The organism is Mesorhizobium sp. M0518 (assembly GCF_040321125.1).
Lineage (GTDB): Bacteria > Pseudomonadota > Alphaproteobacteria > Rhizobiales > Rhizobiaceae > Mesorhizobium.
In genome coordinates, this window is the sequence record NZ_JAMYQY010000001.1 from 392,222 (window position 1) to 404,957 (window position 12,736).

Genomic DNA, 12,736 nt, shown 5'->3' on the forward strand with positions numbered 1-12,736 from the left:
CACGCGGATCCCGTTCTGGGGGTCTTTCAACGGATCCCAAATGGGGGTCAGGAAAGGGATAAAAATGGCCAAGAAAGTGATCAATGCTCCGAAGCTGACGATTGCCGCCGGCACGCAGACCGTCTTCTTTTCGCAGGGCATGCACTACAACAAGCGCTGAAGCCGTTCTGCGCCGACGAGCGGTTCGCTTGTCGGCGCCTCGGCTCCGCAGATGGCATCAGCTTTATGAAAATGCGCTCTTCGAAAACGCTCGTTTTCTACCCCGGACCGAACAAGGTCACGGCATGCAACTTCCTGACCAGAAGCGTCTTCGAATGCAGCCCTGAGATGGTCGGGCTTCTCGCATCGTGGGACAAATGGGCATCGACGGCGGACATTGCCCGCGCCCATGGCTGGTCGAAGTCCGAGTTGAAGGCTGTCGTTCCGCAGTTGCTCGATTTTTCCGCCCTGGTCACCGCCGGATCGCCTCTCGCTGAGCAGGAGGAACAATTTTCAGGACAATGGAATTGGGGGCTTCCGACGGCGCTGATGCATTTCTGCGTCCAGGACAGCGAATACATGACCATCGAGCAGGCGGAAGAGCGGCAGATAGAACGCGCCGGCCATACGCCGCAGCCGGACCTCCTGCTCAAGAATTCCGCCGGCGCTATCCAGCTGCCGAATGCACTGGAAGACAACGAACTTCTTAGCTTGATGGCGCGGCGCCGCACCAACCGCACGGCGGCTCAGCCCACAATCACAGCCAAACAGCTTTCCGATTGCCTGTTCGCAGGGCTCGGCATCATCGGCGAGACCGCCAATTGCGTTGGCACCCTGCCGCTTGGCATGACCCCTTCCGGCGGCGCGCGGAATCCCTACGAGGCCTATGTGGTCGCGCTCGGCGTCGATTGCCTCGAGCCCGGTGTCTATCACTATTCCGCCGCCGATCACGACCTTGGCAGGATTTCCGCGAATCATCTGCCGAAGATCTCCGAACTGGTCGGCGGACAGGAGTGGGCTGATAGCATGCCGTGCCTGATCCTGCTTTGCGCCAGGCTCGATCGCACGATGTGGAAATATGAGGACGCCAACGCCTATCGTGTCGTGCTGATCGAGGCCGGCCATATCGGCCAGAATATCATGCTGGCGGCGACCAATCATGGCCTGTCGGCATGTCCGACAGCCGCGCTCAATCATTCCGCCATCAAGCGGCTGCTTGGTCTCGACAGTCTCACCGACGCACCGATCTATGCCTTGACCCTCTCGACGCCGGAAAGAGATCCGTCCACGGCGGGCCAGTCCATCAATTAGCCGACCAACTATGTGCATCACAGCCAGTAACGCGTTCCCCACGGTATAACCAGAGACAGGAGCAGCACGTGCCAAATCAATCCTTACGCCAGTCGGAAATCGATAGTCTTCAATATATTTCGTCGATGACCAATGAGCTCGTGCAAATGGCCGAAGCAAGCCGTTTTCCGATGATCTCCTATCTGCTGGGCATGGCCTATGCGGAGGCCTTCGACGTTCTTCGCGGCGCACGGCCGGCCAGGCATGCGCAGCTCAGCGGCAACCCGCTGCACCCCAAGGCACAGGCAAAAGACAATCGTGCCGCCCAGCCACGCAGAGCGTAGCGATATGCAATCGTCAGCCGCATGCGCGGTGGCCGGCTCGACCTCCCGGCCAAACCGCTGGGAGACGCTGTGCGCGTTGCAAAGCCTGCTGCCGCTGCTGAAGAAAGCCGCAACGAATCTGCACCGCGCCGACATGGTCTACTGGTTCGAGCAGGCCGATGCCGAGGTCGCCAACATCATCAGGGGCCACCCCTCCGATGCAACCGCGATCCCGGCCCTGATTGCATCCTGCCCGCAGGACCGGCGTCCGGTCGCTCAGGCTTGATGCAAGTCGCCCGCCCAAACGCCACGCGCTTAGTGGTTCAGCGCCGCTGAACCCGCTCTGATCACCAGCTTTTCAGGCAATTCCAGACCGGAGCCTATTGCGCGCCTGGAATGCCAAGGGGGACCTGCACATGAACATGATAGCCAACATCAGAGGCGTCGATGCCAGGGAAAGCATTTTCAGCCGGCTCGACGTCTTGATCGCCAGGCGACCGCCATCGCCTGACGCCGCGCGGGTCGAGGCCCGCCAACTCGTCTCGATGGCGATTGCCGACAGCTGCCAGGCCGACAGTCTCTGGGGTACAGTGGACGCCTTCCACGCGCATTTCGACTTCATGATGCAGACCATCGAGATCAACGGAGCCGATGACCCGAGCCTCGGGCTGTTGCGCACGAAATGCCGTTTCTATCTCGAACAGGTCGAGGCCCTGAGCGTGTCGCTGACCTACTGACAGGCCGGTTCGATCAAATTCGGTCCTAGTTGCGCAGGCTGAACACGAACGGCGCTGTACGGCTCAGACGCGAGCCGAGTTCCGGTGGCGGTTTCGGCACCGTGGCGCCTTGCAGCACGGCGAGCGCCGCACGGTCCAGATCCGCATCCCCGGAGGAACGAGAGAGCCTGGCGGACAGGACCCGGCCGGACGAGTCGACCGTGAAGGCGACATACGGCCTGCCTTCCACGCCTCGGGCCTTGGCAGAGCTGGGATAGCGCGTGTGCCGCTTGATCCAGGCGCCCAGACGGGAGTCCCATTTGCTGGAGTCGCCGGAGCGCGACGTCGATTCCGCCGCCTTCGGCGCCGCGGTCCTGGTCGCGGGCCGTGCGTCGGCGCTGGCGACGGTTGCCGTCTTCGGCGGAGCCGCCTTCTCCTTCTTAAGCCGCGGCTTGGGCTTCTCGACAGGCTTCTTCGCCTTGGCCGCGGCCGGTTTCTTGTCTTTGACAATTTCGACAGGTTTCGGCTGCGGCAAGGGAATGACGACGTCTGGCGTGACAGCCTCGACAACATCCGGGACGGCCTCATCCGGCGGCGGCTGATCGACCTGTTCGGCCGTTTCGGCCTGGGTGGGTTCGGCCTGGGTGGGTTCTGTCTCGTCGGGCGCGACCGCTTCCGGCGGCTCGACAACCGGCTCCGTCTTTTCGACCGGTTCTTCAGGTGTCGGTTCGGTCGTCGGTGTCGGTTCGGTCTGGTCTGGCGTCACCGCGTCCAGCGCGGCGACCTGTTCTTCCACGGCCGGCATCACCACCATCGGCGCCATCTCGATCACCTGGGCCGGTGGCGGACCACCATCCGCTTCGGTGACCATGGTGAGATTCTGCACTGCATAGGCGACCGCGACATGGGCTCCAAGGACCAGCGCGGCAGCACCGGCCCACAAGCCAAGGTCGCGCCAACCGAAGCGCGACAACTGGACCGAGGGGACGGCGACCGCTTGCGTCATGGCGTCGCCGCGCCAGTGGCTGCGGGCGCCGGGGCATTGGACGCAGGCGCCGTCTCCAGGCCGACCAGCGCGATCTTCAGATAGCCCGCACCGCGCAACAGGTTCATCGCCTCCATCAGGTCGCCATAGGCGACCGCCTTGTCGGCGCGCAGGAAGATGCGCGTCTGCTTGTCGCCCTTGGTCTTGCCGTCCAGCGTCGTGGCGAAAGCCGGGCGCGGCACGCTGTCATTGCCGATCGCCAGCGTCAGATCGTCCTTCAGCGTCAGGAACAGCGGTGTCTCGGGCCTCGGCGCGGGCGTTGCGGTCGAACCAGGCAGGTCGACATTGACATCCACCGTGGCCAGCGGTGCCGCGACCATGAAGATGATCAACAGCACCAGGATGACATCGATGAACGGGGTGACGTTGATCTCGTGGCTTTCCTCGAGATCGTCATCCATGGTCTGTCGGATTCTGCTTCCCATGGCGCTACTCCGCAGCCAGTGGCGTTGCAGGCGCCACGGTGCGGAAGTCGAGGTCGCGGCTGACCAGCCGTTCGACCCCGGCCGAGGCATCGGCGAGGATCTGCCGATAGCCGGCTATCGAGCGTGCAAAGACGTTGTAGATGACGACGGCGGGTATCGCCGCGACCAGGCCCATCGCGGTGGCCAGCAGCGCTTCGGCGATGCCCGGTGCGACCACGGCGAGATTGGTGGTCTGCGCCTGCGAGATGCCGATGAAGGCGTTCATGATGCCCCAGACCGTGCCGAACAGGCCGACGAAGGGTGCGGTCGAGCCGATCGTCGCCAGTACGCCGGTGCCGCGCGACATGCGCCGCGCCGCCGCTGCCTCGATGCGCGACAGGCGCGACGTGACCCGTTCCTTGAGGCCATCGCCCGAGACATGATCGAGCGCACCGGCTGAGAGTGCGGTCTCCTCCTCGGCCGCCCGCACCAGCAGCACGCCGGGACCGCCGCTGCGGTCGAGGGTACGGCTGGCCTGCTTCAGCGTGGCGGCCTCGCCGATCGCCCGCACGGCGCGACGGATGCGCAGCTTGCCACCCAAAAGCTCCAGCGACTTGGCCAACCATATCGTCCAGGTGACGAGGGAGGCAAAGGCCAGCCCGATCATCACCGCCTTGACGACGATGTCGGCCGCCATGAACATGCCCCATGGCGACAGGTCATGCGGCAAGGTCAGCTCCATCGCCGTCGAAGGTCCGGCCTCGGCCGGCGCGGCCGTGTTCGGCTGGGTGCCTGGCTGCGAAGGCGCCATCATGGCCGGCGGAGCGCCTGCCGGTGCGGCGGGAGCCGGCGCAATCGGCGCTGGGGCCGCGGGAGCGGCCGGAGTGGGGGCTTCGATCGCCGGCGCGGCACCGGCGGGTTGCTCCTGGGCCATCGCGCTGCCGGCCGACAGGATGACGGATGCGACCAACGCCGCCAACAAACCAGTTCTCGACAACAGCTTCTTCCTTGTTCTCACAGCGGCCAGCCGCCTTCTATTTCCCGCCGCCGCATCAAATCTCGTCACTGCACATAGCCGACAGGCTGGCCGGTGACGGGGTGCGCGAACACGCCCATCTCGACGCCGAAAATGCCTTTCAGCACATCGCTGCGCATGATTTCGCCGGGCGTGCCGCGCGTCAGCAGCTTGCCGTCCTTGAGCGCGATCAGCTCGTCGCAGTAGCGCGCAGCCATGTTGGGATCGTGCAGCACGACGACAACGCATAGGTCGCGTTTGCGGCTGAGCTCCTTGACCAGCCCGAGCACCTCGACCTGATGGGCGATGTCGAGTGCCGAGATCGGCTCATCGAGCAGCATGACGCCGGCGTTCTGCGCCACCAGCATGGCAAGCCAGGCGCGCTGGCGCTCGCCGCCCGACAATTCGTCCACCAGCCGGTCCGCGAAATCTTCCATGTCGGTCAGGGCCAGCGCCTCGTCGACATGCTGCCTGTCCTCGGCGCGGAAACGGCCAAGCGCGCCATGCCAGGGATAGCGCCCCAATGTCGCCAGTTCGCGCACGGTCAGGCCGGTCGCCGCCGGTGTCGTCTGCGGCAGATAGGCAAGCGCGCGGGCAAATTCGCGGGCGCCCCATTGCGGCAGCGGACGCCTGGCGAAGGTGATAGCCCCTGAACTCGCCGGCTGCTGGCGCGCCATGAGCTTGATGAGCGTCGACTTGCCCGAACCATTGTGGCCGATCAGCCCATAGACGCGCGAGCGCTGCAGTTCGAGCGAGACCGGACCGAGCAGCGTCCGCTCGCCGACGGCAAAGCGCACCGCGTCGATATGGAAGGCAGTCTGGGCATCAATTTCAGCCATGCTCATGGCTTTTCTCCAGTGCGGCCGCCCGCATTTCCAGATTCCGGCTTTCGACGGGTCATGCCCGGTTGACTATGAAACATGACCTTACTAGTCAACATTGAAGATGACTGCAACGATCAACAAATCGTCGCTACCGGCAATATCGGCACGAAAATTTGGAAACAGGGGGCGCGCAGGATGATTTCGGGACATGGACTGATTTGGCAGGACCGGATAGCGCGAAAGCGCCTGCTGATCGCGACGGTGTCGCTGCCGGCCCTGCTTGGCTGCGGCCATGCCCTGGCCCAGGAGACGGTCACCACCACCCTCGACCCGATCAACGTCCAGGAACGTGTCGAAAGCGCCTTCGGGCCGGTCAAGGGCTACGTAGCCACCAAGGGCTCCACCGGTACCAAGACCGACACGCCGCTGGTCGAGACGCCGCAGTCGATATCGGTCATCACCCGAGACCAGATGGAAGCGCAGGCCGTCGACAGCCTGAACAGCGCGTTGCGCTACACACCCGGCGCCACCGGCAATCTCTACGGCACCGACAATCGCGGCCTCGGCCTGCAGTTGCGCGGCATTTCAAACGCCAACGGCGTCTTCTACAAGGACGGCCTGCAGCTCAAGGAGAGCAATTTCACCCTGTTCACCGCGCTCGATTCCTATGGCGCCGAACGCTACGAAGTGCTGCGTGGACCAGCATCGGTGCTCTACGGCCAGGCAAGCCCCGGCGGCATCATCAACTATGTCAGCAAACGGCCAACCGAGGAAAACCTGCGCGAGGTCGAATTCGGTGGCGGCAGCTTCAATCACTATCAAGGCAAGTTCGACTTCAGCGGTGCCGTGAACGCCGACAAGTCGCTGCTGTTTCGCCTCACCGGCGCCGCTCACATGGGCGACACGCAGACCGACTTCGTCAAGGACGATCGCATCTTCATCGCCCCGGCGATCACCTGGCAGCCCGATGCCGACACCAGCCTGACCATCCTCGCCAACTACCAGCGCGACCGCTCCGGATGGGCGATGCAATATCTGCCGGCATACGGCACGATCACGCCGGGCAAGGATGGCAAGTTCTTGCCCAACGGCATGTTCGTCGGTGAGCCCGGATTCGACAGCTACAACAACGACCAGGCGTCGATCGGCTACGAATTCGATCATCGTTTCAACGAGACCTGGCAGGTCCGCCAGCATGCCCGCTACGTCCATCTCACCCATACCGAGGAGGGCGTCTTCGGCGGCGGTCTTCTGAACGATGCCGGCGACTATTCCCGTTATGCCGATGCCGGCGGCACCAAGCTCAGCGGTGTGACCATCGACAACCAGGCACAGGCCGATTTCGACACTGGACCGCTCGCCCATACGCTGCTGATGGGTCTCGACTACAAGCGCTACACCTATCGCGACTATGCGTCCGAAGGGGCTGTCGACAACCTCAACATCTTCGACCCGGTCTATGGCAGCCCGGTGACCGGTTTGACGCCCTACACCGATACCGACACCACCCAGCAGCAGATCGGACTTTATGCGCAGGACCAGGTCAAGCTGGGCAACTGGCGGCTGACGCTGGGTGGTCGCCAGGATTGGTCGGACGCCAAGGTCTACGACAATCTGGCCGGCGGCTACATTCCCGAGCAGAAGGACAACGCCTTCACCAGCCGGGCGGGGCTCGTCTACCTCGCCGACAACGGACTTGCGCCCTATGTCAGCTATTCCGAATCGTTCCAGCCAGTGGCGGGCGCCGACAGCGACGGCAATCTGTTCGTGCCCGAGACCGGCAGGCAGTACGAGATCGGGCTGAAATACCAACCGATCGGCTGGAACTCGTTCATCACCGCCTCGGCCTTCGACCTGACGCGGCAGAATGTCGTGCGCTATGGCGGCACCGGTCGCCCCGACGACATCTTCCAGACCGGCGAGATCCGTTCGCGTGGCATCGAGCTGGAAGCAGTGGCGAGTCTCGATGCGGGGATCGATCTGAGAGCGGCTTACACCTATCTCGACACCAAGATCACCAGCCCGACGAGTGTCAACGATGACGGCTCCAGCAACGAGGGCAACACACCCTTCGGCGTACCGACGCATTCCGCGTCGCTGTGGGCGAATTACACCCTCGGCAGCGGCCGCCTGGAGGGCCTGGGGCTGGGCGCCGGCGTCCGCTATGTCGGCTCGACCTATGGCGACGACGCCAACACCTTCAAGGTTCCATCGGTCGTGCTCGCCGATGCGGCGGTCCATTACACCTGGCAGAATGCCACACTCAGCCTCAATGTCAGCAATCTGTTCGACAAACGCTATGTCGCCTCCTGTTTCTCCTCGGGCTTCGGCTGCTTCTATGGCGAGGGCCGCAGGATCAACGGCGCGGTGAAATACACATGGTAGAAGCAGTGTGGCGGGCCGGCCCAAAATGGCGGCGCTGACACGGCGCCAGTGTCTTGCCGGCCTCGCCGCGACCGGTCTCGCTTTGCCCGGCGGCACGGCACGCGCGGCACCTGCCCGCGTCGTCTGCCTGGAATGGACATCGGCCGAAATGGTGGTCTCGCTCGGCCTGTCGCCGCTCGCCGTCGGCGACATCAGGGGTTATGACGACTGGGTCCAGGGCCCGGCACTGCCGCAGGCCACCATCGACCTGGGATCGCGCAGCGAACCCAATCTCGAACTGCTTCGGGAATTGCGGCCCGACCTGATCGTCGGCGCCTATGGCTATGGCTTGGACGAGAACAGCTTCACCAGATTGGCGCCGACCTTCAACGTGCCGTTCTACAGCGGCAAGGCTCCACCTTACGCGCAGGCGCAACAGGTGACGCTGCAGCTTGGCGACATGCTTGGCCGCAGGACGGAAGCGGAAAACCTTGTCGGGCGCATCGAAGCCTCGATCGCCCAAGCGCGTGCCAGGCTGGAGCGGGCGGTGCAAAAACCGGTCTGCGTCGTCAGCATGTTCGATGATCGGCATGTCCGCGTCTACGGCGCCGGCAGCCTGCTGCAGGATGTCCTCGACCGGCTCGGCCTCGTCAACGCCTGGACCGGCGCCACCAATGAATGGGGCTTCTCCACGGTCGGCATCGAGGAATTGGTCGCCGTCGGCGAGGCACAACTGATCTCGCTCGATCCGATCCCGCCGCACGTCAGGATCAGGATTGCCCGCAGCTCGCTCTGGGCCAATCTGCCCTGCGTCCGGAACGGCCAGGTGCGGACCATTCCGCCGGTCTGGCCGTTCGGCGGTCTCACTGCTGCCGCGCGTTTCGCCGAATTCGTGGCAGCGGCATGATTTCCCAGGCAATGTCCCTGCCGCGACAGCGCGACGGCATCGGCGCGCTCATCCTGCTGGTGGCCGTGCCCGCGGGCCTGGCGCTGATGCTGACCGTCTTCGATCTCATCCATATTCTGCCGACGCACCTGTGGTGGCAGGCGCTCACCGCCCCCGATACATCCGATCCAGTGCAGTTGCTGTATCGCTATGCCTTCCTGCCGCGTGTTGCCGTCGGCGTGCTGGCCGGCGCGGCACTCGGTCTCGCCGGTGTCGTCATGCAGCATGTGCTGCGCAACCCGCTGGCCGAGCCGACCACGATCGGCACCAATGCCGGAGCGAGCCTCGCTTTGGCGGCCGCCACCCTCTACGCACCATGGCTGCTGGAAGGCGGCCGCGAAGGCGTGGCGCTGGCTGGCGGCGCTCTCGCCACATCAGCCGTTTTCGCACTGGCGCGCGGGCGCAGCTTTTCGCCAGTGTCGATCATCATCGCCGGCCTCGTCGTCAGCCTCACTTTCGGCTCCGCCGGCGCGCTGCTGATGGCGCTCAACCGCGAATACACCGAGGAGCTGTTCATCTGGCAGAGCGGCTCGCTGGTGCAGAATGGCGACGCGGCGGTCGTTGTTCTGGCGCCGTGGCTGCTGGCCGGCATCTGCGCCGCGTTCCTGCTCTGGCGACCGCTCCGCCTGCTCGATCTCAGCGACGACGGCGCGGCATCGCTCGGCACCCGGCCGGCCGTCATCCGTCTTGCCGGCATGGCAGTCGCCGTCTCGCTTAGCGCGCTGGTCGTCGCCGAAATCGGCGTCATCGGTTTCGTGGCGCTCGCCGCCCCGGCGCTGGCGCGGCTGGCCGGAGCGCGCACGCTTGGCCGCCGCCTGGTCTGGTCGCCGCTGGTCGGCGGCGCCCTGCTCTGGCTCACCGACCGTCTGGTGCAGCATCTGCCGTTCGCCGGCGAAATTCCCGCCGGCACCGCGACCGCTTTGCTCGGCGCGCCGCTGCTGCTGTTCCTGTTGCCGCGAATGCGAACCACCCCCGAAAGGCAGGCCGACATGGTGTCGTCGATACGCCTGCCGACAAACGGCCTGCCGTTGATCGCGGGCCTGCTGGCGCTCATCCTCGCGGTTGTCCTCGCCATCGGCTTTGGCCGTGGCGTAGGCGGTTGGCACTGGATCGCATCCGCGGATTTGACCGAGCTGCTTGCCCTGCGCGCGCCTCGCGTCGTCGTCGCCCTGTCGGCGGGCGTCCTGCTCGCCGTCGCCGGCACGCTGATGCAACGCATGACCGGCAACCCGATGGCCGCACCCGAGGTCCTGGGCATTTCCGGCGGCGCCTCTTTCGGCGTGCTGGCGCTGCTGCTGCTCAGCGACGGCTTCGACCGCGCGGCAATGCTCGGCGCCGCCCTCGCCGGCGCCTTGCTGGCGCTGACGATCGTTGTTCTGGCCGGGCGGCGCAATGCCCTGTCGCCGGAACGGCTGCTGCTTGCCGGCGTCGCCGTGGCGACCGTCGCGTCCGCCTTCGCCGCGCTGCTTCTGGCCAGCGGCGATCCGCGCATGGACTTCCTGCTCACCTGGCTGTCGGGATCGACCTATCGCGCAACGCCAACGGATGCCTTCACCGCCGCAACGGTCGCGGTCACCGTCCTCGCGCTGGCGCCGCTGACCGCGCGCTGGCTCGATATACTGCCGCTCGGCGAAACCGCCGCGCGTGGCCTTGGCCTGCGACTGGGACGTGTTCGCGCCACATTACTTGCGCTCACCGCATTGGCCACCGCAACCGCAACATTGGTCATCGGCCCGTTGAGCTTCGTCGGCCTGATGGCGCCGCATCTCGCACGCATGCTCGGCTTCCGCCGCGCCGTGCCGCAGCTTCTGGCTTCGGCCATGACAGGCGGGCTGATCCTCGTTGCCGCCGACTGGGCAGGGCGGACGCTGATCTTTCCCTGGCAAGTGCCTGCCGGCCTCATCGCCGCCTTCGTCGGCGGCCCCTATTTCATGGCGCTGATGTGGAAAGGCAGGCAATGAAGTCCGTCCTGGCATATTGCCGCCCTTGCGCTGCCGATTGTAAGCAGCGCCCACCGATGACGGCCGGCGCGCTCACCGCGCCCGTCAAGACAGCTTGCGGTTCACCTCGATGATCAGACGTTTCCTTTCCTACTACGCGCCCTGGAAGGGGCTGTTCGCGCTCGACTTCTCCTGCGCGGTGCTGGCCGGCCTGCTTGAACTCGGCTTTCCCATGGCGGTCCGCACCTTCGTCGACCAGCTGCTGCCGCAGCAGGACTGGACGCTGATCATCATCGCCTCGACCGGGCTGCTGGTGATCTATCTGCTCAACACGGTGCTGATGGCGGTCGTCACCTATTGGGGCCACATGCTCGGCATCAACATCGAGACCGAGATGCGGCGCAAGAGCTTCGATCATCTGCAGAAACTGTCGTTCCGCTTTTACGACAATCACAAGACCGGCCATCTCGTCGGCCGCGTCACCAAGGATCTCGAGGAGATCGGCGAGATCGCGCATCATGGCCCCGAGGACCTGTTCATCGCCATCATGACCTTCGCCGGCGCCTTCGTGCTGATGTTCACGGTCAACATGCATCTGGCGTTGATCACGGCGGTGATCGTGCCTCTGATCGCCTGGGTGACGATGCGCTACGGCGACCGCATGGAGCGCAACTGGCAGGCGCTCTATCGGCGTGTCGGCGATTTCAACGTCCGCATCGAGGAGAATGTCGGCGGCATGCGCGTCGTCCAGGCCTTCGCCAATGAGGAGCATGAGCGCACGCTTTTCGCGCATGACAACCAGCGCTACCGCCAGACCAAGCTCGACGCCTACCGCATCATGTCGGCCAGCAATTCCCTGAACTATATGGGCATCAGGCTGATCCAGCTCGTGGTCATGATCGCCGGCAGCTACCTCGTCATTACGGGAGGCCTGAGCAATGGCGGCTTCGTCGGCTTCCTGCTTCTGGTCGGCGTCTTCGTGCGGCCGATCGAAAAGATCAATTCGGTGATCGAGACCTATCCAAAAGGCATTGCAGGCTTCCGCCGCTACACCGAGCTGCTCGACACCGAACCCGACATCGCCGACCGGCCTGATGCCGTTACCGCCAGCGGGCTCAAGGGCGACATCGAATATCGCGGTGTGAGCTTCGGTTATGGTGACGGCAAGCCGGTGCTCAGGGATATCGATCTCGCCATTCACGCCGGCGAAACCATCGCCTTCGTCGGCCCGTCGGGCGCCGGCAAGACCACCATATGTTCGCTGCTGCCGCGGTTCTACGAAGTCAGCGCCGGGCGGATCAGCATCGACGGCATCGATATCAGGGACATGACGCTCGCTTCGCTGCGTGGCCAGATCGGCATCGTCCAGCAGGATGTCTTCCTGTTCGGCGGCTCGATCCGCGAAAACATCGCCTATGGCCGTCTCGGCGCCTCCGACGAGGCCATCACCGATGCCGCGCGGCGGGCGCAGCTAGACGGCATGATATCGGGCCTGCCGGCCGGCTTTGACACGATCATCGGCGAGCGCGGCGTAAAATTGTCCGGCGGCCAGAAGCAGCGGCTGGCGATCGCCCGCATGTTCCTGAAGAACCCGCCGATCCTCATCCTCGACGAGGCGACGTCGGCGCTCGACACCGAGACCGAGCGCGAAATCCAGAAGTCGTTGGCCGAACTTGCCGAGGGTCGGACCACGCTGGTCATCGCACACCGGCTGGCCACGATCCGCGGCGCCGACCGCATCGTCGTCGTCTCGGAGTCCGGCGTCGTCGAACAGGGTTCGCACAGCGAACTGCTCCGCGCCGGCGGCATCTATCGGCGCCTGCACGACGCCCAGCATCTGGTGTCGTCGCGCTGATCCACTATGGTGGCGGCCCAAAGCAGGGAGCCCCG

At 64.8% G+C, this 12,736-nt stretch carries 12 protein-coding genes; 8 read left to right on the forward strand and 4 right to left on the reverse strand.

Features of this window, described 5'->3' with window-relative positions; translation table 11 throughout:
* Nucleotides 1-225: 225 nt before the first annotated feature.
* The 4 genes from NKI66_RS01945 to NKI66_RS01960 all read left to right on the forward strand — a co-directional run bounded on the left by NKI66_RS01945 (nt 226) and on the right by NKI66_RS01960 (nt 2,329).
* Nucleotides 226-1,290, forward strand: coding sequence for a SagB/ThcOx family dehydrogenase (locus NKI66_RS01945; RefSeq protein ID WP_352750641.1), 1,065 nt, complete (start codon nt 226-228; stop codon nt 1,288-1,290).
* Between the two features lie 68 nt (nt 1,291-1,358).
* Complete coding sequence (locus tag NKI66_RS01950) at nt 1,359-1,613, forward strand: hypothetical protein (RefSeq protein ID WP_013528973.1); 255 nt, start codon at nt 1,359-1,361, stop codon at nt 1,611-1,613.
* Nucleotides 1,614-1,617: 4 nt separating this feature from the next.
* The gene (locus NKI66_RS01955) at nt 1,618-1,878 is read left to right on the forward strand and encodes a hypothetical protein (RefSeq protein WP_352750642.1); all 261 of its coding nucleotides are present in this window, start codon (nt 1,618-1,620) and stop codon (nt 1,876-1,878) included.
* A 130-nt stretch (nt 1,879-2,008) separates the two neighbouring features.
* Entirely contained in the window at nt 2,009-2,329 is a 321-nt protein-coding gene (locus NKI66_RS01960) for a hypothetical protein (protein WP_352750643.1), read from the forward strand.
* 25 nt (nt 2,330-2,354) lie between these two features.
* On the opposite strand, the gene NKI66_RS01965 is transcribed toward NKI66_RS01960, so the two are convergent.
* The 4 genes from NKI66_RS01965 to NKI66_RS01980 all read right to left on the reverse strand — a co-directional run bounded on the left by NKI66_RS01965 (nt 2,355) and on the right by NKI66_RS01980 (nt 5,617).
* Nucleotides 2,355-3,314, reverse strand: coding sequence for a TonB family protein (locus tag NKI66_RS01965; protein WP_352750645.1), 960 nt, complete (start codon nt 3,312-3,314; stop codon nt 2,355-2,357).
* Entirely contained in the window at nt 3,311-3,778 is a 468-nt protein-coding gene (gene exbD / locus NKI66_RS01970) for a TonB system transport protein ExbD (protein WP_352750647.1), read from the reverse strand. Before exbD ends, NKI66_RS01965 begins: the two co-directional genes overlap by 4 nt.
* 4 nt (nt 3,779-3,782) lie before the next feature.
* Entirely contained in the window at nt 3,783-4,754 is a 972-nt protein-coding gene (exbB, locus tag NKI66_RS01975; RefSeq protein ID WP_352750649.1) for a tonB-system energizer ExbB, read from the reverse strand.
* A 65-nt stretch (nt 4,755-4,819) separates the two neighbouring features.
* A complete protein-coding gene (locus NKI66_RS01980; RefSeq protein WP_502900907.1) occupies nt 4,820-5,617 on the reverse strand; it encodes an ATP-binding cassette domain-containing protein in 798 nt (265 codons plus the stop codon).
* A gap of 174 nt (nt 5,618-5,791) precedes the next feature.
* Between NKI66_RS01980 and NKI66_RS01985 the strand changes: the two genes are divergently transcribed.
* From NKI66_RS01985 to NKI66_RS02000, 4 genes are all read left to right on the forward strand, one after another.
* Nucleotides 5,792-7,981 carry a TonB-dependent siderophore receptor gene (locus NKI66_RS01985; RefSeq protein WP_352750650.1) on the forward strand — a complete coding sequence of 730 codons (2,190 nt, stop codon included), beginning with the start codon at nt 5,792-5,794 and terminating at the stop codon, nt 7,979-7,981.
* Between the two features lie 25 nt (nt 7,982-8,006).
* Nucleotides 8,007-8,867, forward strand: a complete 861-nt coding sequence (locus NKI66_RS01990; RefSeq protein ID WP_352750652.1) for an ABC transporter substrate-binding protein — start codon at nt 8,007-8,009, stop codon at nt 8,865-8,867.
* Complete coding sequence (gene fhuB / locus NKI66_RS01995) at nt 8,864-10,867, forward strand: Fe(3+)-hydroxamate ABC transporter permease FhuB (RefSeq protein WP_352750654.1); 2,004 nt, start codon at nt 8,864-8,866, stop codon at nt 10,865-10,867. The genes NKI66_RS01990 and fhuB overlap by 4 nt, the downstream gene beginning before the upstream one ends.
* Before the next feature lie 109 nt (nt 10,868-10,976).
* Nucleotides 10,977-12,701 carry an ABC transporter ATP-binding protein gene (locus NKI66_RS02000; RefSeq protein WP_352442124.1) on the forward strand — a complete coding sequence of 575 codons (1,725 nt, stop codon included), beginning with the start codon at nt 10,977-10,979 and terminating at the stop codon, nt 12,699-12,701.
* Nucleotides 12,702-12,736 lie beyond the last annotated feature (35 nt).

What these genes read in the sequence shown, in the direction of transcription:
- NKI66_RS01945 (WP_352750641.1), top strand. Translation starts at nt 226, where the DNA reads ATGAAAATGCGCTCTTCGAAAACGCTCGTTTTCTACCCCGGACCGAAC.
- NKI66_RS01955 (WP_352750642.1), top strand. Translation starts at nt 1,618, where the DNA reads ATGCAATCGTCAGCCGCATGCGCGGTGGCCGGCTCGACCTCCCGGCCA.
- NKI66_RS01960 (WP_352750643.1), top strand. Translation starts at nt 2,009, where the DNA reads ATGAACATGATAGCCAACATCAGAGGCGTCGATGCCAGGGAAAGCATT.
- NKI66_RS01965 (WP_352750645.1), bottom strand. Translation starts at nt 3,314, where the DNA reads ATGACGCAAGCGGTCGCCGTCCCCTCGGTCCAGTTGTCGCGCTTCGGT.
- exbD (WP_352750647.1), bottom strand. Translation starts at nt 3,778, where the DNA reads ATGGGAAGCAGAATCCGACAGACCATGGATGACGATCTCGAGGAAAGC.
- NKI66_RS01980 (WP_502900907.1), bottom strand. Translation starts at nt 5,617, where the DNA reads ATGAGCATGGCTGAAATTGATGCCCAGACTGCCTTCCATATCGACGCG.
- NKI66_RS01985 (WP_352750650.1), top strand. Translation starts at nt 5,792, where the DNA reads ATGATTTCGGGACATGGACTGATTTGGCAGGACCGGATAGCGCGAAAG.
- NKI66_RS01990 (WP_352750652.1), top strand. Translation starts at nt 8,007, where the DNA reads ATGGCGGCGCTGACACGGCGCCAGTGTCTTGCCGGCCTCGCCGCGACC.
- fhuB (WP_352750654.1), top strand. Translation starts at nt 8,864, where the DNA reads ATGATTTCCCAGGCAATGTCCCTGCCGCGACAGCGCGACGGCATCGGC.
- NKI66_RS02000 (WP_352442124.1), top strand. Translation starts at nt 10,977, where the DNA reads ATGATCAGACGTTTCCTTTCCTACTACGCGCCCTGGAAGGGGCTGTTC.